Source organism: Agrobacterium tumefaciens (genome assembly GCA_025560025.1).
GTDB lineage: Bacteria > Pseudomonadota > Alphaproteobacteria > Rhizobiales > Rhizobiaceae > Agrobacterium.
The window spans coordinates 1,218,028-1,244,147 of sequence record CP048485.1 but is presented as its reverse complement, the minus strand read 5'-3'; the positions used below and the strand labels follow the sequence as shown (position 1 = coordinate 1,244,147).

The 26,120-nt window shown below is 59.0% G+C and carries 24 protein-coding genes and 2 tRNA genes; 14 read left to right on the top strand and 12 right to left on the bottom strand.

Annotation, left to right across the window (positions count from 1 at the left end; translation table 11 throughout):
• Positions 1–54: 54 nt before the first annotated feature.
• The 3 genes from FY152_06155 (at position 55) to recJ (ending at position 3,833) form a co-directional block, all read left to right on the top strand.
• Entirely contained in the window at positions 55–1,365 is a 1,311-nt protein-coding gene (locus FY152_06155; protein ID UXS31691.1) for a homoserine dehydrogenase, read from the top strand.
• 331 nt (positions 1,366–1,696) lie between these two features.
• The gene (locus FY152_06150; protein UXS31690.1) at positions 1,697–1,921 is read left to right on the top strand and encodes a hypothetical protein; all 225 of its coding nucleotides are present in this window, start codon (positions 1,697–1,699) and stop codon (positions 1,919–1,921) included.
• A 109-nt stretch (positions 1,922–2,030) separates the two neighbouring features.
• Entirely contained in the window at positions 2,031–3,833 is a 1,803-nt protein-coding gene (gene recJ / locus FY152_06145; GenBank protein ID UXS33224.1) for a single-stranded-DNA-specific exonuclease RecJ, read from the top strand.
• A 128-nt stretch (positions 3,834–3,961) separates the two neighbouring features.
• Here recJ and FY152_06140 read toward each other — a convergent pair.
• From FY152_06140 to FY152_06115, 6 genes are all read right to left on the bottom strand, one after another.
• Positions 3,962–4,036 (bottom strand) — tRNA-Glu (locus tag FY152_06140).
• A 470-nt stretch (positions 4,037–4,506) separates the two neighbouring features.
• Positions 4,507–4,581 (bottom strand) — tRNA-Glu (locus FY152_06135).
• 420 nt (positions 4,582–5,001) lie between these two features.
• Positions 5,002–5,775 (bottom strand): amino acid ABC transporter ATP-binding protein, encoded by a 774-nt coding sequence (locus FY152_06130; GenBank protein UXS31689.1) that lies wholly within the window; start codon positions 5,773–5,775, stop codon positions 5,002–5,004.
• An 11-nt stretch (positions 5,776–5,786) separates the two neighbouring features.
• The gene (locus FY152_06125; protein ID UXS31688.1) at positions 5,787–6,944 is read right to left on the bottom strand and encodes an amino acid ABC transporter permease; all 1,158 of its coding nucleotides are present in this window, start codon (positions 6,942–6,944) and stop codon (positions 5,787–5,789) included.
• Positions 6,945–6,947: 3 nt separating this feature from the next.
• Positions 6,948–8,144, bottom strand: coding sequence for an amino acid ABC transporter permease (locus FY152_06120; GenBank protein ID UXS31687.1), 1,197 nt, complete (start codon positions 8,142–8,144; stop codon positions 6,948–6,950).
• A 109-nt stretch (positions 8,145–8,253) separates the two neighbouring features.
• Positions 8,254–9,276 carry an amino acid ABC transporter substrate-binding protein gene (locus FY152_06115; protein ID UXS31686.1) on the bottom strand — a complete coding sequence of 341 codons (1,023 nt, stop codon included), beginning with the start codon at positions 9,274–9,276 and terminating at the stop codon, positions 8,254–8,256.
• 375 nt (positions 9,277–9,651) lie between these two features.
• Between FY152_06115 and FY152_06110 the strand changes: the two genes are divergently transcribed.
• Complete coding sequence (locus tag FY152_06110; protein UXS31685.1) at positions 9,652–10,839, top strand: cystathionine beta-lyase; 1,188 nt, start codon at positions 9,652–9,654, stop codon at positions 10,837–10,839.
• A 2-nt stretch (positions 10,840–10,841) separates the two neighbouring features.
• Here FY152_06110 and FY152_06105 read toward each other — a convergent pair whose 3' ends face one another.
• Both FY152_06105 and FY152_06100 read right to left on the bottom strand, forming a co-directional pair.
• Positions 10,842–12,011, bottom strand: coding sequence for a salicylate hydroxylase (locus tag FY152_06105; GenBank protein ID UXS31684.1), 1,170 nt, complete (start codon positions 12,009–12,011; stop codon positions 10,842–10,844).
• Positions 12,012–12,040: 29 nt separating this feature from the next.
• Complete coding sequence (locus FY152_06100) at positions 12,041–12,286, bottom strand: zinc-finger domain-containing protein (protein UXS31683.1); 246 nt, start codon at positions 12,284–12,286, stop codon at positions 12,041–12,043.
• Positions 12,287–12,456: 170 nt separating this feature from the next.
• On the opposite strand from FY152_06100, the gene FY152_06095 reads away from it, so the two are divergent.
• From FY152_06095 to FY152_06085, 3 genes are all read left to right on the top strand, one after another.
• Positions 12,457–13,233 (top strand): alpha/beta hydrolase, encoded by a 777-nt coding sequence (locus tag FY152_06095; protein ID UXS31682.1) that lies wholly within the window; start codon positions 12,457–12,459, stop codon positions 13,231–13,233.
• A 164-nt stretch (positions 13,234–13,397) separates the two neighbouring features.
• The gene (cysE, locus tag FY152_06090; GenBank protein ID UXS31681.1) at positions 13,398–14,222 is read left to right on the top strand and encodes a serine O-acetyltransferase; all 825 of its coding nucleotides are present in this window, start codon (positions 13,398–13,400) and stop codon (positions 14,220–14,222) included.
• A 119-nt stretch (positions 14,223–14,341) separates the two neighbouring features.
• Complete coding sequence (locus tag FY152_06085; protein UXS31680.1) at positions 14,342–14,545, top strand: DUF3126 family protein; 204 nt, start codon at positions 14,342–14,344, stop codon at positions 14,543–14,545.
• A gap of 51 nt (positions 14,546–14,596) precedes the next feature.
• Here the strand turns inward: FY152_06085 and FY152_06080 are convergent, their stop codons facing one another.
• A complete protein-coding gene (locus tag FY152_06080) occupies positions 14,597–15,991 on the bottom strand; it encodes a cytochrome P450 (protein UXS31679.1) in 1,395 nt (464 codons plus the stop codon).
• A 111-nt stretch (positions 15,992–16,102) separates the two neighbouring features.
• Between FY152_06080 and FY152_06075 the strand changes: the two genes are divergently transcribed.
• On the top strand, positions 16,103–16,759 hold the full coding sequence (locus tag FY152_06075; GenBank protein ID UXS31678.1) for a TetR/AcrR family transcriptional regulator: 657 nt from the start codon (positions 16,103–16,105) through the stop codon (positions 16,757–16,759).
• A 98-nt stretch (positions 16,760–16,857) separates the two neighbouring features.
• Here the strand turns inward: FY152_06075 and fdhA are convergent, their stop codons facing one another.
• Positions 16,858–18,048: a formaldehyde dehydrogenase, glutathione-independent gene (gene fdhA / locus FY152_06070; protein ID UXS31677.1), complete on the bottom strand. Its 1,191-nt coding sequence runs from the start codon at positions 18,046–18,048 to the stop codon at positions 16,858–16,860.
• A gap of 555 nt (positions 18,049–18,603) precedes the next feature.
• Between fdhA and FY152_06065 the strand changes: the two genes are divergently transcribed.
• Complete coding sequence (locus FY152_06065) at positions 18,604–19,134, top strand: serine acetyltransferase (GenBank protein UXS33223.1); 531 nt, start codon at positions 18,604–18,606, stop codon at positions 19,132–19,134.
• A gap of 32 nt (positions 19,135–19,166) precedes the next feature.
• Here the strand turns inward: FY152_06065 and FY152_06060 are convergent, their stop codons facing one another.
• Complete coding sequence (locus FY152_06060; protein UXS31676.1) at positions 19,167–20,039, bottom strand: ATP-binding protein; 873 nt, start codon at positions 20,037–20,039, stop codon at positions 19,167–19,169.
• A gap of 207 nt (positions 20,040–20,246) precedes the next feature.
• Between FY152_06060 and yajC the strand changes: the two genes are divergently transcribed.
• The 5 genes from yajC to FY152_06035 all read left to right on the top strand — a co-directional run bounded on the left by yajC (position 20,247) and on the right by FY152_06035 (position 25,119).
• Positions 20,247–20,594: a preprotein translocase subunit YajC gene (yajC, locus tag FY152_06055; protein ID UXS31675.1), complete on the top strand. Its 348-nt coding sequence runs from the start codon at positions 20,247–20,249 to the stop codon at positions 20,592–20,594.
• 81 nt (positions 20,595–20,675) lie between these two features.
• The gene (locus FY152_06050) at positions 20,676–23,240 is read left to right on the top strand and encodes a protein translocase subunit SecDF (GenBank protein UXS31674.1); all 2,565 of its coding nucleotides are present in this window, start codon (positions 20,676–20,678) and stop codon (positions 23,238–23,240) included.
• Positions 23,240–23,632: a hypothetical protein gene (locus FY152_06045; GenBank protein UXS31673.1), complete on the top strand. Its 393-nt coding sequence runs from the start codon at positions 23,240–23,242 to the stop codon at positions 23,630–23,632. The genes FY152_06050 and FY152_06045 overlap by 1 nt, the downstream gene beginning before the upstream one ends.
• 23 nt (positions 23,633–23,655) lie before the next feature.
• Positions 23,656–24,501: a phytoene/squalene synthase family protein gene (locus FY152_06040; GenBank protein ID UXS31672.1), complete on the top strand. Its 846-nt coding sequence runs from the start codon at positions 23,656–23,658 to the stop codon at positions 24,499–24,501.
• Between the two features lie 159 nt (positions 24,502–24,660).
• Positions 24,661–25,119: a hypothetical protein gene (locus tag FY152_06035; protein UXS31671.1), complete on the top strand. Its 459-nt coding sequence runs from the start codon at positions 24,661–24,663 to the stop codon at positions 25,117–25,119.
• A 24-nt stretch (positions 25,120–25,143) separates the two neighbouring features.
• On the opposite strand, the gene FY152_06030 is transcribed toward FY152_06035, so the two are convergent.
• Complete coding sequence (locus FY152_06030; GenBank protein ID UXS31670.1) at positions 25,144–26,079, bottom strand: DMT family transporter; 936 nt, start codon at positions 26,077–26,079, stop codon at positions 25,144–25,146.
• Positions 26,080–26,120: the final 41 nt, after the last annotated feature.

Here is a 26,120-nt window from a genome sequence, read left to right as displayed (position 1 = left end):
CCCGAGGCGGCCGGGTCCCGGCCGCCACCCTCAACAGCAATCAGGAACATACCCATGGCAGATTCATTGAGAATCGGCATAGCGGGGCTCGGCACTGTCGGCGCTTCGCTCGTGCGCATCCTCCAGCAGAGAAGCAACGAACTTGCGATTACCTGCGGACGCGCGATTGAGATTATTGCGGTGAGTGCGCGTGACCGTTCGCGCGACCGCGGCATTGATCTCACGGGTATTACCTGGTTCGACACGCCGGAGCAGCTGGCGAGCGAAGCCGATATCGACGTCTTCGTCGAACTGGTCGGCGGTGCTTCCGGTCAGGCGGAAAATGCGGTACGCGCCGCTCTCGCACGCGGTCTCCATGTGGTGACGGCCAACAAGGCGCTGCTGGCCAAGCACGGCGTCGAACTGGCGACCATCGCCGAAGACAAGGGTGCGCTTCTCAATTTCGAAGCGGCGGTGGCCGGCGGTATCCCCGTCATCAAGGCCCTGCGTGAGTCTCTCACCGGCAACCATGTGTCGCGCATCTACGGCATCATGAACGGCACCTGCAATTACATCCTCACCAAGATGGAGAAGGAAGGGCTGTCCTTCGAGGCCTGTCTGAAGGAAGCGCAGCGGCTGGGTTATGCCGAAGCTGATCCGGCCTTCGATATCGAGGGCAACGATACGGCCCACAAGCTGGCCATCCTGACGACGCTTGCCTTCGGCAACAAGATTTCGGCCGATGACATCTATCTGGAAGGCATCACCAATATCTCCAGCGAGGACATTCAGGCGGCGGCCGAACTCGGTTACCGCATCAAGCTTCTCGGCGTGGCGCAGGTGACGGAATCCGGTATCGAACAGCGCGTTCATCCGACCATGGTGCCGCTCGATTCCGTCATCGCGCAGGTGGACGGCGTGACCAATGCGGTGGCGATCGAGTCCGATATCCTCGGAGAACTCCTGATGGTTGGTCCGGGTGCTGGCGGCAATGCCACGGCGTCCGCCGTGCTCGGTGACATCGCCGATATCGCCAAGAGCCGTCCGGGCGCCCAGCAGGTTCCGGTGCTTGGCCGTCCGGCAAAATCGCTTGCCGATTATCGCCGCGCCAAGATGAAGAGCCATGAAGGCGGCTATTTCATTCGCTTGACGGTGAAGGATCAGGCCGGCGTTTTCGCCTCCATCGCTACCCGCATGGCGGATAACAACATCTCGCTGGAATCCATCGTGCAGCGCCAGCGCGTGCATGTGGAAGGTGCGCCGCAGACGATCATCCTCGTTACCCATGCGACGATGGAAGATGCGATCCGCAAGGCGGTGAAGGCGATCAAGAACGAGAAATATCTCGTCAGCGAGCCGCAGGTCATCCGCATCGAGCGGACCTGAGACGCTGGTGCCGCATTCGCGCCAGCCACGGCACTCTTGCCAAGCGCGACGTGCTCGCCAAACGCGCCATCATCCTCGGGCTTGACCCGAGGATCCAGCGCCGCGCAGGTAGGTCAGTGGATCCTCGGGGCAAGCCCGAGGATGACCACGGAGATGTTTTCGAACCGGATGAGAGCATTCTTTGGGAGCAGCGGGATTTCACTGTTCTTGCAAGCCCGTTCCATTTTTAAAGCCTACAACACCCAGAAAATTTGCGCGAGCGGCCTCAGAACCGCTGGAATGCAACACGATTCGGCTCTATGGTTAATGATGTTCACCAAGCGAGGGAGGCGTGGCCGTGACATCGATTATCCTTTTCAAGGACAACAAGCGCGAAGGCGTTCTGGCCACCCATCATCGGGCCAGGCCACACAGTGCCAATGACAATATTCGAAGCATGGAATTCGATATTGCCGACTATGAGCGCAACTGGTGTTCGCTTGCCGTGTTCTCGCTGCTGCTGCTGGTCGGTGCGGTATCCATCGTCAGCCCGTTCTTCTCGATTTTTTCGGTGTAAAACCCTGCACAGGCGTTTTTGCTTGAAAAACCCGCCATCGCCATTTAGCCCGGTGTAAGAAAAGGCGCGGATGCGCATATACACGACAGGATGAATGGACAGGATGGCAATGATGGAGCCGGCCGATACCGTTGCCCGCGCGTTTCTGAGCGTGGAGCGGTCGGCGACAGAGCAGCGCTGGGTGTCGCGGCTGGATCAGGCCGGACAGAACCGTGCGCTGGCCATGTCGCAAATCCATGCCATTCCTGAATTGATCGCGCGGGTGCTTGCCGGGCGCGGGGTGGGTGTCGATGACGCCCTGGAATTCCTCGATCCCACCATCCGCTCGCTGATGCCCGATCCGCACATGCTGACCGATTGTGAGAAGGCGGCCGAGAGGCTGGTGCGCGCCATCGAGACCGGCGAGAAGGTGGCGATCTTCGGTGATTACGATGTTGACGGTGCTGCTTCGTCCGCCTTGATGTACCGCTTTTTTGCGCATTTCGGGATTACGCCGGAAATCTACATTCCCGACCGGATTTTCGAGGGCTACGGACCGAACCCGGCGGCGATGCAGCAGCTTGCCGCCAATGGCGCAACGCTGATCGTTACCGTCGATTGCGGTTCCACCAGCCATGAATCGCTGCAGGCCGCGAAGGATGCGGGCACCGATGTGGTGGTGATCGATCACCATCAGGTCGGCTCGGAACTGCCGCCGGCAGTCGCGCTGGTCAATCCCAACCGGGAGGACGATCTTTCGGGGCAGGGGCATCTCTGCGCCGCCGGCGTGGTGTTCCTCGTGCTGGTCGCTACACTCAGGCTGTTGAAAGACAGGCGCAACAGGCAGGCTTTCACGCTGGACCTGCTGTCGCTTCTCGATATCGTTGCCCTTGCGACCGTGTGCGACGTGGTGCCGCTGAAGGGGCTGAACCGCGCCTATGTGGTGAAGGGGCTGATTGCCGCGCGCCATATGAACAATGCGGGGCTGGCGGCGCTGTTCAAGAAGGCCGGGCTTGGCGGACCTGTCACACCCTATCATTTCGGCTTCCTGATCGGGCCGCGCATCAATGCCGGCGGCCGTATCGGCGATGCTGCACTTGGCAGCCGTCTCCTGACCATCGACGATTCTTCGCAGGCCGAGGTGATCGCGGAACGCCTGGACGAGCTGAACCGCGAGCGGCAGGCGATGGAAGCCGCGATGCTGGCGGAAGCCGAAGCGGAGGCGCTGTTCGAATATGGCGACGGGTCAGGCGCCGGTGTCATTGTTACGGCCCGGGAAAACTGGCATCCGGGTATCGTCGGCCTGCTTGCCTCGCGACTGAAGGACCGTTTCCGTCGCCCGGCTTTCGCCATTGCCTTCGATCCTTCCGGCAAGGGCACCGGCTCCGGCCGCTCGATCAATGGTTTTGATATGGGGCGTATGGTGCGCGCTGCCGTGGAGGCGGGATTGCTGGTCAAGGGCGGCGGCCACGCCATGGCTGCGGGTCTCACGGTGGAACGCGCCAATCTCGGTAAACTCAGAACCTTCTTCGAGGAGGCTGCAGTCAGGACGGTGAGCGAGCTGGTGGAAAGCAGCGTGCTGAAGATCGATGGCGCCATCGGCGCGTCGGGCGCGACTTTACAGCTTGTCGACCAGCTGGAGCAGGCCGGTCCTTATGGATCGGGCCATTCCCAACCGATTTTCGCCGTGCCTGCCCATCGCCTGCGGGATGTGCGTCTTGTCGGCACCGCTCACGTCAAGATCACGCTGGAGGCCATGGATGGCTCCCGGCTGGACGGCATCGCATTTCGCGCCGCAGAGGCGCCGCTGGGGCAGATGCTGCTGAATGCGCGCGGCAGGTCCATCCACGTCGCAGGCACCGTGGGAGCCGATCTATGGCAGGGCCAGAGGCGCGTGCAGCTGCGCGTTCTGGACGCGGCTTTCGCACCTTGACAGGGTCGCCAATCTGTTTGAATTCTTCGGGGTAAAGTTCAGTACGAGCCGGAAACGGCGATCGTCCTTACGTTCACGCGTTAGGTGAAGTTTTTTATACAGAATACTGATTTTTCAGGAGAAGCAAGTGGCACGCCCTAGGGGAGTCGAACCCCTCTTTTCAGAATGAAAATCTGACGTCCTAACCGATAGACGAAGGGCGCGTGCGCTTGTGGTGTGGCGCCCTTATAGTCAGGCTCCGGTTGGTCCGCAAGCGGAAAAATCGATTTTTTTCGCTTCATGACGAGTTTTTTTACTCGGAGCGGAAGGGCTGTGGAAAACCGTGATCGGAGAGGCCAAAGCTTTGAAATAACGGCTCTATCGCTGAGTGATTTGGAGCGGTTTTTGGCTTGGTCAAACGAATTGCGTGATTGCTGAAGCCTTAGCTGGCTTCAATTGATCGCTGGTTTGGCCGTACGGAAAGCGGGGAGGAGGGAAAGGCAAGCCGTATAATTTGCCCACCGGCATCTCGCCCGGCTCGCCTTCCATCGGGGGGACAGCATTTTAACGTACCGGCCGGGAATCGGTTCCAGCGTCGTCATCGTCGCGATGGAAAATTTGCGGATGCTTGATCGACGAACGATCGTTACAAATCGCGTTATTGCATATCTTTAAGAGGAAACACGAAGGCAAGTGGCACGCCCTAGGGGAGTCGAACCCCTCTTTTCAGAATGAAAATCTGACGTCCTAACCGATAGACGAAGGGCGCGTGCGCTTGTGGTGTGGCGCCCTTATAGTCAGGCTCCCGTTGGTCCGCAAGCGGAAAAATGCATGATTTGACAAAAAAATGACATGGGCCGCTACAAGCCCTGAAAAACAAGGATTCTTGTTTCGTAACAAATGGTTAAAGCGTCGGAGTGTCGCTGTTTTCGAGGCTTTTCGCTTGGGATTCAGACTGCAAGCTGACGACTCAGCGCGACCGTTGGCCGGATTGGAACCTAACAGTGAAGCAGTGATGAGGTAGAACATGCCTGCCGTCATCCTCGCCCTTGAGGCGAGGATCCACTCTACAGCCGCCTATGGGTCCTTGCGTCAAGGGTAAGGATGACGGTGAGTGTGGCGCGCTATTCCTGCAAAAAAAACGGGGCCGAAGCGGCCCCGTTGGATGATGTGTTTGTGATCCGCCGCCTCAGTGCAGAATCTGGCTGAGGAACAACCTGGTGCGCTCGTGCTGGGGATTGTCGAAGAATTCGGCGGGCGAATTCTGTTCGACGATCTGGCCCTGGTCCATGAAGATGACGCGGTTGGCGACCTGGCGGGCGAAGCCCATTTCGTGGGTCACGCACAGCATCGTCATGCCGTCTTCGGCAAGGCCGACCATGGTGTCGAGCACTTCCTTGACCATTTCAGGGTCGAGCGCCGATGTCGGTTCGTCGAACAGCATGATCTTCGGCTTCATGCAAAGCGAGCGGGCAATCGCCACGCGCTGCTGCTGGCCGCCGGAGAGCTGGCCCGGGTATTTGTGGGCCTGCTCGGGAATCTTGACGCGCTTCAGATAGTGCATCGCGATTTCCTCGGCTTCCTTCTTGGGGGTCTTGCGAACCCAGATCGGCGCCAGAGTGCAGTTCTCGAGGATCGTCAGGTGCGGGAAGAGGTTGAAGTGCTGGAACACCATGCCAACCTCGCGCCGCACTTCGTCGATCTTTTTCAGGTCGTTGGTGAGTTCGATACCATCGACGTTGATCAGTCCCGACTGATGTTCTTCCAGCCGGTTGATGCAGCGGATCATGGTCGACTTGCCCGAACCCGAAGGACCGGCGATGACGATGCGCTCGCCCTTCATGACCTTCAGGTTGATATCGCGCAGCACGTGGAAGTCGCCGTACCACTTGTTCATGCCGACGATTTCGATTGCCACGTCCGTAGCCGAAACGGTCAGTTTTTTTGCTTGGGTTTCTGCCATTTGAGCGTCCCTTATCGTTTATGCCCGGTGTCGAGGTGCCGTTCCATGAACAGCGAATAACGCGACATGCCGAAGCAGAATATCCAGAATACGAAGCCTGCGAAAATATAGCCAGTCATCGCCGTGACGGGTGTCGCCCAGTTCGCATCCGATTGGTTGAGTGTGACAATGCCGAGTAGGTCGAACATGCCGATGATAGAGACCAGCGACGTGTCCTTGAAAAGCCCGATGAAGGTGTTGACGATGCCCGGAATGACCAGCTTCAGCGCCTGCGGCAGCACGATCAGCCGCGTCTTCTGCCAGTAGTTCAGGCCGAGCGAATCCGCCCCTTCATATTGCCCCTTCGGAATGGCCTGCAGGCCGCCGCGGATCACCTCCGCCATATAGGCCGAGGAGAACAGCGACACACCGACCAGCGCGCGCAGGAACTTGTCGAAGGTCCAGCCGTCGGGCAGGAACAGCGGCAGCATGATGCTGGCGAAGAACAACACGGTGATCAGCGGAATGCCTCTGATGACTTCGATGAAAAGCACGCAGAGCATCTTGATGACCGGCAGGTTCGACCGTCTGCCGAGTGCCAGAAGAATGCCGAAGGGCAGGGAGACCGTGATCCCGAAGAACGACAGGATGAGGGTCACCATCAGGCCGCCCCACAGCTGCGTCTCCACCTTCGGCAGGCCGAAGACGCCACCGATGAGCAGGAAAAACGCGATGAAGGGCAGGATGATGAAAAGCGCCAGGGCATTGAGCCGCTTGAACGGCGCCTTCGGGATGAGCATCGGCACGAGCAGGATGGCGAAGGTCACCATCACGAGGATCGGACGCCAGCGCTCGTCGAGCGGGTAACGGCCAAAGACGAATTGCCCGAGCTTTGCCGAAACGAAGGCCCAGCACGCGCCGGACTGGCCGTCCGGAAGCGCACCGCCTTGAGAGGCGGTCAGGCAGGCGATACGATCGCTGCCGCTCCACACCGCATCTATGAACAGCCAGTCGATGAGTGGCGGCAGAAGATAGGCGAGGAAAGCAATGGCGAGAACCGTGAGGATCGTGTCCTTCGGCGTGGCGAAAAGTTTGGTACGCAGCCAATGGCTGATGCCAACCGCACTCGACGGCGCGGGTTTGGCATCCTCGATGGTCTGTCGCACGAAAGCGTGATTGCTGATCGTCATCGATTATCTCTCCACCAGGGCCATTTTCGCATTGAACCAGTTCATGACCACGGCCGTGAGAATGGACAGCGAGAGATAGATGACCAGCCAGATCGCAACAACTTCGACTGCCTGTCCCGTCTGGTTGAGGATCGTGCCGCCAACGGAAACGATGTCGGCGAAACCGACCGCGACCGCGAGCGAGGAGTTTTTGGTCAGGTTGAGATATTGGCTTGTCAGCGGCGGAATGATGATGCGCATCGCCTGCGGAACGACGATCAGACGCGTCGTCGTGCTCTGGCGAAGGCCCAATGCTTCCGCTGCCTCGGTCTGGCCCTTAGCCACGGCCTTGATGCCGCCGCGAACGATCTCGGCGATGAAGGAGGCTGTGTAGAAGGAGAGAGCCAGAAACAGCGACATGAATTCCGGGGCGACGACCGCGCCACCTGACAGGTTGAAACGCCCGGCAATCGGGTAGTCGAATGTCAGTGGTGCGCCGAGCGCCAGAAATGTCGCGGCGGGGAGGCCGATGACGAGAAGCGTTATCGTTATTCCGGTGCGGAACTGCTGGCCGGTTCTTTCCTGCCTGGCCTTCGCCCAGCGATAAACGAAGACGCTGATGACGATGGCGACCAGAAAGGCGAGCGGAATAAGCCAGGTGCCTTCGCCCCAGAGGGGTTTCGGAAAGAAGAAGCCGCGATTGTTGAGGTAGCTTCCAAGCGGAAGCTCCAGCGAATCGCGCGCCTGCGGCAGGACGGAAATAACGCCCTTGTACCAGAAGAAGATAACGAGCAGGGGCGGGATGTTGCGGAAGATTTCCACATAGGCCTGCGCCAGCTTCGAGATCAGCCAGTTACTGGAAAGTCTCGCGATACCGACGATGAAACCGATGATCGAGGCGGCGATGATGCCGAAAAATGCGACCTGGATCGTGTTGAGAATGCCAACGAGCAGCGCCCGGCCATAGGTCGCGTCGCTGGTATAGGCGATGAGCGACTGGCCGATATCGAAACCGGCTCTTCCATTGAGGAAGCCGAAGCCGGATGAAATGTTTGCCCGTTGAAGATTGGTGATCGTGTTCGTCACGATGATCCAGACGAAGGCGGTCAGGATGACGACTGTCAGAACCTGATAGAAAATGCCTCGAATGCGTGGATCGTTGATAAGTGACGACGCGCTTTGCGCGCGCGATCGTTGCGAACTGACCGCGTTGCCTGCCATAGGCACCTTTCCCTTTTATATGCTCTTTGCGAGCTTATTTATATAATTTCAAATGGGAGGCCGGGCTTTGCCCAGCCTCCTTTCAGCCTCTAACCGAGGATGGGGCCGATTAACGGACCGGCGGTGCGTATTGCAGGCCGCCCTTGGTCCACAATGCGTTCTGGCCACGCTCGATCTTGAGCGGCGAGCCGGCGCCGACGTTGCGGTCGAAGACTTCGCCGTAGTTACCCACCAGCTTGACGATGTTGTAAGCCCAGTCGTTGGTCACGCCGAGATCGGTGCCGATCTTGGTGCCTTCTTCGGTACCGAGCAGACGCTTGATATCCGGGTTGGCGCTGGTCTTCTGTTCATCGACGTTTTTGGAGGTGATGCCCAGTTCTTCGGCATTGACCATCGCATAGTGAACCCAGGTCACGATGTCGAACCACTGGTCGTCACCCTGGCGAACGGCCGGTCCAAGCGGCTCCTTGGAAATGACTTCGGGCAGAACGATGTTGTCGTCCGGGTTCTTCAGCTTGAGACGGATGGCGTAAAGACCGGACTGGTCGGTGGTGTAGACGTCGCAACGGCCGGAATCATAGGCAGAGGTTGCGTCGGCTTCCTTTTCGAAAACCACCGGATTGTACTGCAGATTGTTGGTCTTGAAATAGTCGGCGAGATTGAGCTCGGTGGTCGTGCCGGTCTGAACGCAGACGGCGGCGCCGGAAAGCTCGAGCGCGGACTTAACATTCAGGCCCTTCTTGGCAATGAAGCCCTGGCCGTCATAATAGTTGACCGTACGGAAGTTGAAGCCGAGCGACGTATCGCGGCTGATCGTCCAGGTGGTGTTACGGGTCAGAACGTCGACTTCGCCAGACTGGAGGGCCGGGAAGCGGTCCTTGCTCGACAGGGCGACAAACTTTGCCTTGGAAGGATCACCGAAAACCGCAGTGGCAATACCACGGCAATAGTCCACGTCGATACCGGACCATTCGCCCTTGTCGTCGGGATTTGAAAATCCCGGAATGCCCGCGCTCACGCCGCAGGTGACGAAACCTTTCGACTTCACATCCTGAAGCGTCGCAGCCGAAGCGACCGAGGCTCCTCCCAAAACTGCTGCGCCGATAGCGGCTGACAGAATTGCCTTTTTCATTTTTCCCAACCTTTGTTTGTTATCGTCAATGGAAGGGGACCGGCATCGTTGTTTTACCCCAGCTCCCCCTTCAGCAAGACCTTTTCGATCCGCTTTTTCTATCACAATCGCAATTGGCAGCGGGGTCAAGACGTGCCGGCAATAATTGTGCCTATAAAACGGAATTTTCCAGATTTTGGTCGGGAAGTGTGCAAAGGGTGAAAATATAAGCATATTTTTGCGAAAATTTGCACTTGCACGATTTTTGTATACTTCTTGTATGCTGTTTCGCAATGCATCAATCGACATGTCTGGCACTGTTTTACGGGACTTGACCTTGCCCTCCGCTCTTAGCATTGTCGCTCGCGTCAATATTCCTTCGAAAGCTGATCTGAAATGACCAAGACAAATGACCTGCGTTCCACCGCAGGTATGAATACGCGCCTGGCCCATGGCGGTAACGATCCCGCGGACTGTTTCGGTTTCGTCAATCCTCCCATCGTGCGCGGCTCGACCGTGCTTTTCCCCGACGCCGAGACGCTTTCGACTGAGAACCAGAAATATACCTATGGCACCCACGGAACGCCGACGACGGATGCGCTTTGCAATCTCGTCAATGAGCTCGAGGGTTCTTTCGGAACGATTCTCGTGCCGTCGGGGCTTGCAGCGATCACCGTGCCGTTCCTTGCCTATCTCGGTGCGGGCGATCATGCGCTGATCGTCGATTCGGTCTATTTTCCCACGCGCCGCTTCTGCAATACGATGCTGAAGAAGCTCGGCGTTGAGGTTGAGTATTACGATCCGTCGATCGGTGCAGGCATTGAAGCGCTCATCCGCCCGAATACGAAGCTTGTGCATCTGGAAGCGCCGGGCTCAAACACGCTGGAGATTCAGGATGTCCGGCTGATCGCCGAGATCGCCCACAGGCATGATTGCGTCGTGACGATGGATAATACCTGGGCGACACCGCTTTATTTCAAGCCGCTCGATTTTGGCGTCGATGTTTCCATTCATGCCGCCACCAAATATCCCTCCGGGCATTCGGATGTGCTGATGGGGTTTGTCTCGGCCAATGAAAAGCACTGGAAGGCGCTTTATCAGGCGAATACCAATCTCGGCATCTGCGTCACGTCTGACGATGCCTACCAGATCCTGCGTGGCATGCGGACCATGGGCGTCAGGCTGGAACACCATCAGAAAAGTGCACTCGATATCGCTCAATGGCTGGAACGCCGCGACGATGTCGTGCGCGTTCTGCATCCGGCCTTGCCGAGCTTTGCCGGGCATGACCTCTGGAAGCGCGATTTCAAGGGCGCAAGCGGCGTGTTCTCCTTCGTGCTGAAAGCTGAAGAGGGAAAATACAAGCAGACGGCGGCAGCATTCTTGAATGCGCTGACCTTCTTCGGGCTTGGCTATTCCTGGGGCGGATACGAATCGCTTGCCGTTTCGGTATCGCTTGTCGACAGGACCATCGCCAAAGGTCCTACGGAAGGGCCGGTCATCCGTCTGCAGATCGGGCTTGAGGATATTGTCGATCTCAAGAAGGATCTTGAGGCCGGGTTTGCGGCGGCGGCCGGGGTCTAACCTCAGCCTTTGGCGCGGTAGCCGTAAAGCCAGTCTAAGTCCTTCAGGAAGGCTTCCGTGGGACGTGTTGAAAAAACGAAGTCCCGGGCAAGGCGAGCCGGGCCTGTGGCGTGATAGGCGAAACGATTGAGAGAGGCCCGCTTGCGGGCCTTTTCTATGCGCGGAAGGCGCAAAGCTTCGAAGGCTGCAAGGGCCTGTGCCACGGGCAGGGGTGTTCCGGCCAGCGCGCCCGCCAGTTCAAAGGCATCCTCGATAGCCATCGCCGCCCCCTGTGCCGCAAAAGGCATCATCGCATGGGCTGCGTCGCCGATCAGCACCGTGTCGCGGCCATTGTGCCAGCGTCCGGGGCCGGCCTGGTAGAGTGGCCAGAAGGTTGGATTTTCCGACGATGACAGGAGCCGGACGATATCCGGGCTCCAGTCGCGAAATTGCGCCAGCAGCATCGCTTTCTGCTGTCCGCTCGATTCGGCCCGCCATGTCGCGCCGGGATCGGCACCGAGCGCGATGGCGACGATGTTGAAGCCGCCGACTTCCTTCAGCGGATAGGCAACTATATGGCCGCCCGAACCGAGATAGGCGGTGACGGCGCTCTTGTTGATGGCGGAAGGCACATCTTTTGCAGCGACCGTGAAGCGCCAGGCGACATTGCCGGAAAAAGTGGCGACGGGAGAGGAGGGGACGGCAAAACGGGCCGCCGACCAGACGCCGTCCGCGCCGACGATCAGGTCGTGATCACGAAACGTGGTTGCGGCAATCCCATCCAACGTTGCATTTTCCATGCGTTTGCCGAGATGCAGGCGGCAGAGCGGATTGCGGGTCACCGCATCAAGAAGCGCGCGTTGCAGCGTCGAGCGGTGAAGGACGCCGTAGGGTGCGCCCCAGCGTGTGCGAGCCATTTCGGCCATTGGCAATGATAACAGCGTGGCAAGCGATTTTCCCGATGCCAGTTCGACGCTGACAGGCTCCGTCCAACGTGCCTCGATCTCCGGCATCACGCCGAGTTCCGCAAGGATGCGGGCGGCATTGGGCGACAGCTGCAGGCCGGCGCCGACTTCCGCGAGTTCACCGGCCTGTTCGATGATGTCGGAGCTGACGCCATGCCTGGCAAAAGAAAGGGCAGCGGTGAGACCGGCAATGCCGGCACCGACAATGGCTACGGATGTGATGGGCATGATGCGCCCCGATCAGGAAAGGGAAAAGGTCAGGCGGCCTTCACATGGAAGACGCAGCCCGGAGGATTGGTCTGTTCGGCCTTCAGCGACGGATTGTAACGGTAAAGGGTAGAGCAGTAGGAACAGACCTTCTCGTTGTCGTCGCCCATATCGATGAAGATATGCGGATGATCGTAGGGCACCGAAGCGCCGGTGCACATGAATTCCTTGACGCCGATCTCGATTACGCTGTGTCCGCCATCGTTCTGGAAGTGGGGAATGGAATGCCCGGCCATGTTCGTCTCCAAATGCAATATCGTGGTTAAGCCGCAGATCGTCATCGAGCATGGGCTTATTGCTGCGGATATGTAGCCTCAAACGCATTGCATCTCCATAAAAATCGTCAGGAAAATATGTTCACCATTGCGATTTCCTGCCATATGGTCCGGCAAAAAGGATGTCCTTGATGAATCTCAACACGCCGCAATTTTCCGATTTTTCCCATGACGGCCTTCGCCTTGCCTATTTCGACGAGGGTGATCCGGCGGGCGAGCCGGTTCTGTTGATTCATGGCTTTGCCTCCAGCGCGAACGTCAACTGGGTACATCCCGGCTGGCTGAAAACACTCGGGGATGCGGGCTACCGGGTGATTGCCATCGACAATCGCGGCCATGGCGCAAGCGACAAGCCGCATGATCCAGACGCCTATTATCCGCCTGTCATGGCGGAAGACGCCGTGGCGCTGCTCAATCATCTCGGCATCGCGGAAACCCATGTGATGGGATATTCCATGGGTGCGCGCATTTCCGCCTTTCTGGCCATGGCCCATCCCGAGCGCGTCCGCTCGCTGGTTTTCGGCGGGCTCGGTATAGGCATGATCGAAGGCGTCGGCGACTGGGATCCGATTGCCGAGGCGCTGCTCGCCCCCTCGCTCGATGTCGTCACCCATGAGCGTGGCCGTATGTTCCGTGCCTTTGCCGACCAGACGAAAAGCGACCGGCTGGCGCTGGCCGCCTGTATCGAGACCTCGCGGGTCCTCGTCACGCGCGAACAGGCGGAAAAGATTGATGCGCCGACGCTGATTGCGGTTGGAACGAAGGATGATATTGCCGGATCCGGCGCAGAACTCGCGGCGATCATGCCGCATGCGCGCGCGATCGACATTCCCGGCCGCGACCATATGCTGGCCGTTGGCGACCGGGTGTTCAAGGCTGCGGTTCTGGAATTTTACCGCGCGCTTTGATCTGGATTATTTCGGCAACGCCCCGGGGCGGCAAGAAACGCTTTTTCATGCTGCATGCAGAAAAACTGAAGCCTTGCCGTCTTTAAAGTCGTCATTCGAATCCCATTTCTAATACACGTCTTTTTCTGTATAAAGAACGACCACTGCAAACGAGGAGACCATTCATGGTCGCACGTACCGAGGCCCGTCAGCCCGAACAGCTGGCGATCGTCGATCCGATCTGGGGCAGCCTGCTGCATGAAGCGCGTAGCGCCGCAGCTCAGGACCCGCTGCTTTCAGCCTTCCTTTATTCGACGATCCTCAATCACCGGTCTCTCGAAGAATGTGTGATCTATCGCATCTGCGAACTCCTCGATCATCCCGATATGCAGGCCGTGCTTCTGCGCCAGACGTTTCAGGATATGCTGGATGACTGGCCGGAATGGGGAAGCGTACTGCGCGTCGACATCCAGGCGGTTTACGATCGCGACCCGGCCTGCACGCGCTTCATGGAGCCGCTGCTCTATTTCAAGGGCTTCCAGGCCATCCAGACGCATCGCCTTGCCCATTGGCTGCTTGCGAAGGGCCGCAGGGATTTCGCCTTTTACCTGCAAAGCCGCTCATCGAGCATCTTCCAGACGGATATCAATCCGGCCGCGCGCATTGGCAAGGGTATCTTCCTCGATCATGCTACGGGGCTGGTGGTCGGTGAAACGGCTGTCATCGGTGACAATGTTTCCATCCTGCACGGCGTGACGCTTGGCGGCACCGGCAAGGAGGGGGCGGACCGCCATCCGAAGATCGGCAACGGTGTGATGATCGGGGCAGGCGCAAAAATCCTCGGCAATATCGAGATCGGCAGCTGCTCGCGGATTGCCGCCGGTTCGGTGGTGTTGAAACCGGTCCCGCCGAAGACCACCGTGGCCGGCGTGCCGGCGCGCGTGGTAGGAGAAGCAGGGTGTTCGGAACCCTCGCGTCTAATGGACCAGGTTATCGGAGCCGATATCTGACGGGTCGTGAATATTGCGCTCGTCCGTGTGGAAGACACGGATGATGCGCCGCTTTCACTTTACTTTGGCCTTTGTCCCATGCCAAAAGCGGCCAACCCGAACCGCACAGGAGAATAGTGGTGAAAGCCGACGAAATCAAAAAACTCGAGGCCTATTTCAAGCGCACCTTCAATGAAAAGATGGTTGTGAAGGCGCGTCCGCGCAAGGACGATTCCGCCGAAGTGTATCTTGGCGAAGAGTTTCTCGGCGTCGTCTACATCGATGACGAAGACGGCGACCGCTCGTACAACTTCTCCATGGCGATCCTCGACGTCGATCTTTGATCGTCACCATCAGGTGATGTTCTTTATGGGGTAATAATCGCCCGCGGTGGTTCACACCGCGGGCGATTTGTTTTTGCGGTTCGTGACCCGCATCATCAGAGGGGCTTGCGGGCGTAACGTCACCCTCATCAACGGCTCCGCCGTGGCTGCGGATCTGTTTTCGAGATGGGCCTTCTGCAAAAGCACGGCGAGGATCGCGACGGCTTCCATCATCGCAAAAGCATTGCCGATACAGACGCGCGGGCCTGCGCCGAAAGGCATATAGGCGTAACGGTGACGCGCCCTGGTTTTTTCCGGATCGAAGCGGGAAGGGTCGAAGCGTTCCGGTTGGTCCCATAGCGCCGTATGCCGGTGCACGGCATAGATCGGTACATAAAGAACGGTTCCGGCCGGAATATCATGGTCGCCGAGCCTGAAGTCCTGCAGCGCCGTGCGGGTGACAACCGGGGCAGGCGGGTAAAGCCGCATCGCCTCGGAAAACACCTGTCTCGTATAGGTCAGTTCAGCAATATGCCCTGCCGCGACTGGATTTCCACCGGTGACGGCCGCGATCTCCTCGACGACTTTCCGTTCCACATCGCTGTTTTGCGACAGCAGGTGGAACGTCCATGCGAGACCGAGCGCGGTGGTTTCGTGACCGGCGGTGATAAAGGTCAGCAGATTGTCGGTGATTTCAGTGTCGCTCATCATGCGTCCGGTTTCCGGGTCCTTTGCCTCGAGCAACATGGAGACCAGATCGTTCCGGTCGGCGGGGTTTTGCCGCCGGTTAGCGATCACCGTCGACAGGCTGGAGCGCAGATAATTGACAGCGGCCCGGGCCTTGCGCCGGCCGGGCTGGGGAAGCCATTCCGGTGCGCCCAGCATGGCGAGCGCAAAGGTCCAGCCGGTTGGTTTCAGATAGTCGGTGACGCTTTGTTCGACGCGCCCGATATCGATCCCGTGGCCGCCGGACATCATGGTTTCGACAATGATGTCGAAGGTAGTCCGCATCATTTCATGGCCGATATCGATGTCACCGGAAGGGGATGTGCGCCAGCGCCTTTCGGTTCGCTCTGCCGCCTCGATCATCACGGGCAGCAGTTCCAGCAGCTTTTCATGCCGGAAGGCGGCGGCGACGGATTGCCTTTGCCATTTCCAGTGATCGCCATCCGCCGTCAGAAGGCCCTGTCCGAGTGCGGGGCCCAGAGCCCGGCGCACATCCTCACCCTTGCCGAGCAGATGGGCGTTTTTGACCAGAGCCTCATGGATAAGAACCGGATCGGCGAGGTGGACACGCATCGTGCCGCCAAGGCGCGTGAAGACCGCCGGTTCGCTGAAAATCTCCGGCGGCAACGCATTCAGCGGATTGCGGATGAGCGAGAGGGCCACACGTGCTGTGGCGAACCTGGAGACGGGTGCCGCAGCGGATATATCCGGGGGCGGGCTGCGAAGGTCGGTTCCGGGCATGGACAGGTCCTTTATTCGCGTTGAACACTCAAATTTCCCTGTTAAGGTGTATACCTTATTTTAGTCATTTAAGGTGTATGCCTTAGGTTTCAATAGCGGGGTCCTATATCAATGAAGAAAAGCGAGGGTGGACGATCAACGGGGCGTCTTTCCCCTACACGGCAGAGAATTCTTGCTGCTGCTCTCGAGCTGTTTAACGAGCGGGGGCCCGATCATGTGACCACGGCTGAGATCGCAAGGGCGGTGAATATCAACGAGGGCAATCTTTATTACCATTTTCGCACCAAGGAGGCGCTGGTTCTGGCGCTGTTTGCCCTGTTCGAAGCCGATGCGCTGGCGATTGTCGCGAAGATTGACGGCGCGGACGAAGGTGCTGCGGCGACCTACACCGGGTTTTTGCGGCGCTGGTTTTCGCTGGTGTGGAATTACCGCTTCCTGTTTCGCGATCTTGTCGGGCTTGTTTCCTCTGCGCCTGCGCTGGTGGAGCCGGTGCGCACCATCAGCGCGGCCATGCGTTTTGCCGTCGATGATATTGTCGGACGAATGGAGAAAGCAGGACTTGCGGAGATTCCGGAAGGTGAGCGGGCTGCCGTTCTCACAAACCTATGGATCGTCTCGACCTATTGGGCGGCCTATCTTAACCTGCAGGAGGGCGTGACCGAATTCGGGCCGCTGCAACTGGAATGGGGGCTTCGGCAAGTGTCGAGCCTGTTCCGCCCCTATCTTTCCCCGGCTGCCACGGCCGAGCTGGAAGGGATGCTGCTGTAGTCTCTTGATTTCACCGTGTGGTGATACGGTAAAAGCGCCCGCGAAAATACTCTTCGCGGGCGCTGTTCAATGATTATGGGACGCGAGCTCTCGAAATGTCAGGCTGCTTTCAGCAGATCGCCATGCGGGTCGAGAACGAACTTGGTCGCCGCGCCCTGATCGAAGCTTTCATAACCCTGGACGGCATCGTCGAGCGCTATGATCTTGGCGTTGACGATGTCGGCAATGGGCAGACGGTCATGCAGGATGGCCTGCATGAGCTGACGGTTATACTTCAGAACCGGCGTCTGGCCGGTGTGGAAGGATTGCGCCTTCGCCCACCCCAGACCGAAGCGCAGGGACAGGCTGCCCTGTTTTGCTGCGGCATCGACCGCGCCGGGATCCTCGGTGACATAGAGGCCGGGGATACCGATCGAGCCGGCAGCGCGGGTGATCTCCATCATCTGGTTGAGAACGATGGCCGGCTGTTCACCGCCGGAATGGCCGCGTGCCTCAAAACCGACGGCGTCGATGGCGCTGTCCACCTCATTGGTGCCGACGATCTGCGCGATCATATCGCCCAGCCGGTCCCCCTTGGAGAGATCGACGGGTTCGAAACCGACTTTTGCCGCGTGCGCAAGGCGATCCTTGTTGAAATCGCCGATCATGACGACCGCAGCCCCCAGAATGCGGGCAGAGGCGGCGGCGGCAAGACCGACCGGGCCGGCGCCTGCGACATAGACCGTGGAGCCGACGCCGACACCCGCCTTGACCGCACCGTGGAAGCCGGTCGGCAGAATGTCGGACAGCATGGTGAGGTCGCGGATCTTCGACATCGCCCTGTCACGGTCGGGAAATTTCAGAAGATTGAAGTCGGCATAGGGGATGGTGACATATCTCGCCTGTCCGCCGATCCAGCCGCCCATATCGACATAGCCGTAAGCGCCGCCGGCGCGAGACGGGTTCACCGTCAGGCAGACGCCGGTATCCTGCGACTTGCAGCAGCGGCAGCGGCCGCAGGCGACGTTGAAGGGCACCGAGACGATGTCGCCGATATCAAGCATTTCGACATCGACGCCTTTTTCAATGACTTCGCCGGTGATTTCGTGGCCGAGAACGAGACCCGGCATCGCCGTGGTGCGGCCGCGCACCATATGCTGGTCGGAACCGCAGATATTCGTGGAAATAACTTTGAGAATGACGCCGTGCTCGATGCGGCGGCCATCCGGCGCCTCCAGCTTCGGGTCGTCGATGTCGCGGACTTCAACCTGGCCCGGCTTCAGATAAACGACGCCTCTGTTCCTGCTCATATCCATCTCCTCCTTGGGTTTGAACATCAATGCCGGCCCGCTCCTCCGCAGGCAGATATTGTCGAACTGCACCGACGAACCGGTGACGGTTCGCATGTGATCTTTCGGCGAAGGATGGACAGGGGAATAAATGGGACGTTCCGAGAAGACGCCGCCACCTCCTGATCTACCGCCGCCGCAGCCCCGGCATTTAGCCGGTTGTCCGGCTCCTCCTCACGAAATTGACTGGATGGTGCCGGATGCCTGCAGCAAACCATGTGACGGGCGAGGTGACGTTCGGGAATACGACACCCTCTGTAGCCTTGACGACACTGGCCTTCACACCAGTTCAAACATTCTGGAAATGGCTCTTTTGCGGCGCAGCGGCGAAGGTTTGATACCGAAAACGCCGTCACGATTATCATCCTGCCGATAGGGCATAGATACGCGGTTGCAAGTTACGCTCGAGACGATAAATTGCCTTCCATATTTAAGGATTTCATTGTGACCATTTTTAAAAAAGTCTGTTTTGCGGTATCGGCCCTGTCCGTTACGCCGCACCTGGTTCTGCTTTTCATGGCGAAACCGGGGAACCCGATCTTCAGAGACATCGAGGCGTGGAGCGAAAAGCTTCTCGGGACGTCATCGACGCAACGCGGCGACCTCATGCTTGATGCGGTGAGATTGCTGACCGGCACCGCCGAGTTTCGCAACCTTTTTTATTATCGGTTGCCGAGGGCGCATTTTTTCAAGTTCCTGGCACGCCCGGAAAGTACGCTGCACATCCACACGCCCGATATCGGCCCCGGCCTGTTCATTCAGCATGGATTTGCAACGATCATATCGGCCGAGTCGATCGGCGCCAATTGCTGGATAAATCAGCAGGTCAGTATCGGTTACACCAGCTCGACGGGCGCGCCCAGAATTGGTGACAACGTTACGATAAATGCCGGCGCCAAGGTGCTTGGGGATATCGTCGTGGGTGACAATGCAAAAGTCGGGGCCAATGCGGTTGTCATCAAGAATGTTCCCGCCGACTGTACCGTCGTGGGCGTTCCCGCGCGAATTGTCAGACGCGCGGGACTGAGGGTGGATGAGGCGCTGTGAGGCCCGATTAATCCCTGCTGTTTGATCGCAGCCTATCTGTCGATCGATTTCCTCAGGCGCCCGGCGGCATCCTGAATATATTGCCAGGCCACACGGCCGGAGCGTCCTCCGCGCGTGGTGGCCCATTCCAGCGCCTCGTGATGCAGGGTTTCGCGATCGAGTCCCAGATCGAAATGCGTGGCATAGCTGTCGATCATGGTCAGGTAGTCTTCCTGACCGCATTTGTGGAAACCGAGCCAGAGGCCGAAGCGATCCGAGAGCGAGACTTTCTCCTCCACCGCTTCCGAGGGGTTGATGGCCGTCGACTGCTCGTTTTCCATCATGTGACGCGGCAGAAGGTGGCGGCGGTTGGACGTGGCGTAAAACAGAACATTGTCCGGCCGTCCCTCGATGCCGCCGTCGAGCGCCGCCTTCAGGGATTTGTAGGCCGTGTCGTCGTGGTCGAAGGAGAGGTCGTCGCAGAAGACGATGACGCGTTCACCGGAAGCCTTCAAGATGTCGAGCAAGGCGGGCAGGGTGTGGATATCCTCGCGGTGCACCTCGACCAGTTTCAGGGGAACGCCGCTTGCTGCGCGCACATCTTCGTGAACAGCCTTGACCAGCGAGGATTTGCCCATGCCGCGCGCGCCCCAGAGCAGCACGTTATTGGCGGGAAAACCATCGGCAAAACGCAGCGTGTTTTCGTGCAGGATGTCGCGCACATGGTCAACGCCACGAATGAGTTTCAGCGCAATGCGGTTCGGACGTGCGACCGGCTGCAGGAAGGAGTTGACCGGCGACCAGACGAAACAATCGGCCGCATTCCAGTCGTTTATGGCGGGTGCCGGGCCGGCGAGCCGTTCCACGGCAATGTTCAGTCTACGCAGTTCGGCAAGAAGCAGGGTGGCCGTCTCTTCTCGAATCATGGTGTTTCTTCCGCTTGTCTCGTGTTCAAAACGATGTTTTCGGCCCGGCCTAGCATGGCGTTTCCAGCCCATAAAGGTTAAGAGGTCCGGAATCGGTACGGCGGGCGGCCTGCATCTGTTGCAATCCCGGCGTTCCCCACTATATTCCGGCGGCTTGAAAGCTGGGGCGGCATAAGAGGTCGTGCCGTAATCGTTGAGGAGTTTTATATGTTCATTAGTCAAGCTTTTGCCCAGGACGCAGCGGGTGGCGCATCGGCCTTCGGGTCTGGCCTTGAAATGCTTTTCCTGTTTGCGCCGCTTATGGTGGTCTGGTACTTTTTCCTCATCCGTCCGCAGCGCGCGCAGATGAAGAAGCGTCAGGAGACGCTGACCAGCATTCGCCGTGGCGATCAGGTCGTTCTCGGCGGCGGCATCGTCGGCAAGGTGACCAAGGTCATCGACGACAATGAACTGGAAGTCGAAATCGCCGAAGGCGTGAAAATCCGTGCCGCTCGTGCCTATATTGCCGAAGTGCGCGTGAAGGGCGAAGTGGTCAAGACGGAAGCCGCTTCCTGATCCTGCCGGATAACCGGACGCCCGCTTCCGAATTTGACGGGTTGCGTCATCAGCGCAACCCCAACCCTGACCGAGATCGAAATGCTTCATTTTTCCCGTTGGAAAACAGTCTTCATCTGGCTGCTTGTGCTGGCAAGCGTCTTCATCGCCTCTCCCAACCTGTTTTCGGACAAACAGCTGGAGAGCATGCCTGCCTGGTACAAGGACAACAAGGTAACGCTCGGTCTCGACCTTCAGGGCGGTTCGCACATCATGCTCAAGATCGAGCGTTCCGACATTGTCAAGGAACGGCTTGAAACGATCGTCGGCGATGTGCGCACGCAGCTTCGCGACGCCAACATCCGCTATTCCGGGCTCACGGGCAACGGCCAGCAGATTCAGGTTCGTATCAGCGATCCCGCTCAATACGAAGCGGCCAAGACTGCGCTTCGCGACCTGACGCAGCCGGTGTCCGCCGGCACGCTGGTCGGCGGTTCCATCACCGAAGTGACGATGAGCGATGGCGGCGACAATCTTCTCAGGCTCAACCTGAGCGATGAAGGCATCGACTACCGCCTGTCTTCGGCCGTGTCGCAGTCCATCGAAGTCGTACGTCGCCGCGTTGACGAAGTCGGCACCACCGAGCCGCTCATCCAGCGTCAGGGTTCCGACCGCATCATCGTGCAGGTGCCGGGCCTTCAGGACCCGCAGCGCCTGAAATCTCTCCTCAACCAGACGGCAAAGCTGTCCTTCCGCATGGTCGACACGACGATGCCGGTGCAGGAAGCGATGAACGGCCGTCCGCCGGCCACCTCCGAGGTTCTCTATTCGCAGGACGATCCGCCGGTTCCCTATCTGGTGGAACGCCGCGCGCTCGTTTCCGGCGACAATCTCGTCGACGCACAGGCAAGCTTCAACCAGCAGACCAACGAACCCGTCGTCACCTTCCGCTTCGACAGCCGCGGCGCGCAGCGCTTTGCGCAGGCGACGCAGCAGAATGTCGGCAAGCCTTTCGCCATCGTTCTCGATAACCAGGTGATTTCCGCACCTGTCATCCGCGAGCCGATCATTGGCGGTTCGGGACAGATTTCCGGTAACTTCTCGGTACAGGGCGCCAACGACCTTGCGGTCCTGCTGCGCGCCGGTGCGCTACCGGCCACGCTGACCGTAGTTGAAGAACGCACCGTTGGCCCAAGCCTCGGTAACGACTCCATCACCGCCGGCCTGACGGCCAGCGCCATCGGCGCCGTCGGCGTCCTCATCTTCATGTTCGTCTTTTATGGCTTCTTCGGCCTGCTGGCGAATATCGCCCTTGTCGTCAACGTCGTCATGCTGCTCGCTGTTCTCAGCGTGATCGGATCGACACTCACCTTGCCGGGTATTGCCGGTATCGTCCTCACCATCGGCATGGCGGTGGATTCGAACGTTCTGATCTATGAGCGAATACGCGAGGAGGTGAAAAGCGGCAAACCGCTGATCCAGTCACTGGATAACGGCTTCACCCGCGCCTTCGCGACCATTATCGACGCCAACCTGACGACGCTCATCGTCGCGAGCGTGCTGTTCTACATGGGCACCGGTCCGGTGAAGGGCTTCGCCGTCACGCTGGCCGTCGGTATCATCACAACCGTCTTCACGGCCTATACGCTGACGGCGTGGATGTTCGGCTACTGGGTTCGCCGCAGCCGTCCGAAACACCTGCCGAAGGGTGTCCGCACCGCCATGTTCGATGGCCGCGACATTCCCTTCATGCGCTATCGTCGCGTGGTCTTCATGATCACCGGCGCCATCATGCTCGCCTGCATCGGTGGTTTCGTTGCCAAGGGCCTGAACCTCGGCATCGATTTCCAGGGTGGTTCGGTCATCGAAGTGCGCGCCAAGCAGGGCGAGGCGGATCTTGCCGATATTCGCGATCGTCTGAACCAGCTCAATCTGGGTGAAATCCAGGCGCAGAACTTCGGTACGCCGCAGGATGTTCTCATTCGTATCCAGGCGCAGGACGGCGGCGAGAATGCCGAGCAGTCGGCCATCACCATGGTGCGTGGTGAGCTTGAGGACAAATATGACTTCCGCCGCGTGGAAGTCGTTGGTCCGGCCGTGTCGGGTGACCTTACCTATACGTCCACGATTGGCATCCTGCTCGCCATGACCGCGATCATGATCTACATCTGGGTGCGCTTCGAATGGCAGTTCGCGCTAGGTGCGGTCATCTCCATGGTGCACGACGTGGTCTTTACGATAGGCCTGTTCGTGTTCCTCGGGATAGAGTTCAACCTCACGAGTATCGCGGCGATCCTGACGATCATCGGTTATTCGCTGAACGATACCGTTGTCATCTACGACCGTATCCGCGAAAACCTCAGGCGTTATAAAAAGATGCCGCTGTCGATGATCATCGACGTGTCGCTTAACCAGACGCTGTCGCGCACGATCCTGACTGGTCTGACCGTACTTCTGGCGCTCTTGGCGCTCTACCTCTTCGGTGGCGAGGTTATCCGCTCCTTCACCTTCGCCATGCTGTTCGGTGTGGGTATCGGCGTGTTCTCGTCGCTCTACATCGCCGCGCCGGTGCTGATCGCCTTCAAGCTGCGTCCCGACAGCAAGGATGCGGAAGACGAGAAGGATGAAAAGCCCGGCAACGCCATCGGCGGCAAGCCTGCCGTCTGATGGCCGGCGGGATTGAAATACGCCCGGCCCATTTTCCCGGCCGGGCGCCCATCGATGCCTATGGCAATGGCGGTTTCCGTTTTGCCGACATGTCGCATCGCGGCTCGCTTCTGCTCCTGCCTTCCGGCATCTACGGGTGGGAGCCCGTTGATGCGAAAGAACTGACCGTCAAACATTTCGAAAAGGTTCTGGCGGAAGCGCAGGATATCGAAGTGCTGCTGATCGGCACGGGTGACGGCATGCGGGTGCTGCCGAAAGAACTGCGCGCGGCCTTTAAGGAAGCGGGTATTTCCGTCGACCCGATGAGCACGGGTGCTGCCGTGCGCACCTATAATATCATGCTTTCGGAATCGCGCGCCGTGGCTGCGGCGCTGATTGCCGTCGAAGGCTGACAGGACGTTTCGCGCGGGGAACCATGGCACCCACAGAAAATCTCGACGTCTGCCTCGCGACGCTGCGCGATACCGATCGCGACCGCTATCTCGCCTGCCTTCTGTCGCCTGCCGAAAAGCGCAATGCCCTTGCCGCGCTATACGCCTTCAATGCCGAAATCGCCCGTATCCGCGATTCCGTGCGCGAGGCGCTGCCCGGCGAGGTGCGCATGCAATGGTGGCGCGATCTTCTGGACGGCAATGCACACGGTGACAGCCAATCCCACCCGGTGGCAGCAGCGCTTCTGGCGGCGATCGAGCATTATCGCCTGCCGCGTCCTGTGCTGGCCAATATGATCGAGGCGCGTATCTTCGATCTCTATGACGACCTGTTCGAGGATCGCAATGCGCTTGAAGGTTATGCCGGAGAAACCGCATCCGCATTGATCCAGCTTGCAAGTCTCGTGCTTTCCGCTGAAGACGCCGCATCCAGCGCGGAAGCGGCAGGGCATGCGGGCGTGGCACAGGCCATGGCGGGCATTCTTCTCCTGATGCCGCTGCACCGGCGTCGCGGGCAGGTTTATATTCCTGCCGACATGCTGGCGGCTGCGGGGCTCGACCGCGAGACGTTTCTCGAAGGTCAGGATAAACAGCGGATCGGCATCGCCATCGAGATTTTTGCGGCGCACGCTCTCGATCATATAGAAAAGGCGAGACGCGCGAAGATTTCGAAAACGGTCTTCGCGGCCTATCTCCCCGTGGCTTTGTCCGGCCCGGTTATCCTTGCCGCCAGAAAGGCCGGAACGGGCGTGTTCGAAGGCGAGTTGCAGCTGTCGCAGCTGCGCCGGCAATGGCTGCTGGCAAAGGCGTCCTTCCTCAAGCGGTTCTGATTTTCTGTCCCGCGTATCGCATGGCGGACCGCTCCCGATTCTGCAGCGATCCCCGTGAAGCCACACTTCACGCAAGCCTCGATCTTTATGAACCGAAACCGGGTTCGCATCGTTTCGATTCGCGAATCGTGATGTTTCGGTGCTGAGGGAGCGTCCCGGGTGAGTATTGCGATCTGGATTATCGTTTTCGTGCTGCTTTCGGTCTTCGCTGTATATGCATGGCGCATGACGCGGGCGACGGACGAGGATAACAGCCATGATGTGGGGCAGGCGATCATGGATTTCGCCCGGGCCTTTCCCAACGAGGCGATCAGAAGCCTGCATATGACGGTGGATGGCGTCGCGGCCTTTGTGCGCCTCCATGACAACAAGGCCGGCTTCATGCGCAATATGGGGTCTCACTATGTGTGCGTGATGATCGACCCAGAGCGGATAAGGGTCGAAAGTCTCGAAAGCGGCGACGGTTTTGTCGTTACCTTTTTCGATATGCCGAAATATAGCGGCTCATACCGGTTCAAATCGGCTGGAGAGGCGGCCGAGGTCTCTCTCTGGCTGCTTGGCAGCCTCGTAGAGGCGCAGGATCATCACGACGAAGGCTCGTTGCCCTCGGGCAGCTGAGGCCTTGCCATTCATCGTCCCGTCTCATTGCCCGTCCAGCGGCAGATTGGTCTGTGTCTGTTTGCGTTCTCGCCAGATGATAAACAGGCCGGATGCGACGATAATGAGGATGCCCAGCCATTTCGACGGCGTCGGGAAGTCTGAGAACAGCGCATAACCGAGTACCGTCGCCGAGATGATCTCGAAATACTGGAACGGCGCCAGCAGAGAGAGGGGCGCCAGCCTGAAGGCCCTGACGATCAGGAGATGCATGTAGCCGGATATCGAACCCAGCAGGATGAGCAGGGTGAGGGCAAAGCCGGATTGCGGGAGCGAGACGGCGAAATCCTTGTCGCCGAATGCATTGCCGGCCAGAAGGGCCGCCCCCATGAACACGGTGCCGGCAATGCCGGACATGGTCTGCATGACGAGCGGGCTGTCGGCATCGCCGATGGCGCGGTTCAGGAAGAGATAAAGCGTGTAGAGAAAGGCGCAGGCGACCGGCAGGAGCGAAGTCCAGCCGAAGATCTCGAAACTCGGCTGAATAACGATGAGAGCGCCGCCAAACCCCACCACAATCGCCGTCCAGCGTTTCCAGCCGACTTTTTCACCGAGGAATAGGGCCGACATCATCGTCAGCATGAAGGGCTCGACGAAATAGATCGCAAAGACATCGGCGAGCGGCATGTATTTGACGGCGGCAAAGAACATCAGGCTGGCCGAGGCATGCAGCACACCGCGCAGGCAGTTCATCCACGGCCGCCTGGCGCTGAACAGCGCTTTCGGTGAGATCACCAACAGCAGGGGCAGGGTGCACAGAAGCTGGAAAAAGAAGCGGTAGAAGGTGACCTGCGCCGGCGACATGCCGCCGCTGACCGCCATGTATTTGGCGATCGCATCCATGACCGGCAGCACGAACATGCAGCCCGCCATGATGGTCATGCCCTTGGCGACATCGTTGAAACCGGTCTGGCTGGTCATGGTTAGGGCTGCGCTTTCAACCGGACGGTCAAACGAGGAGA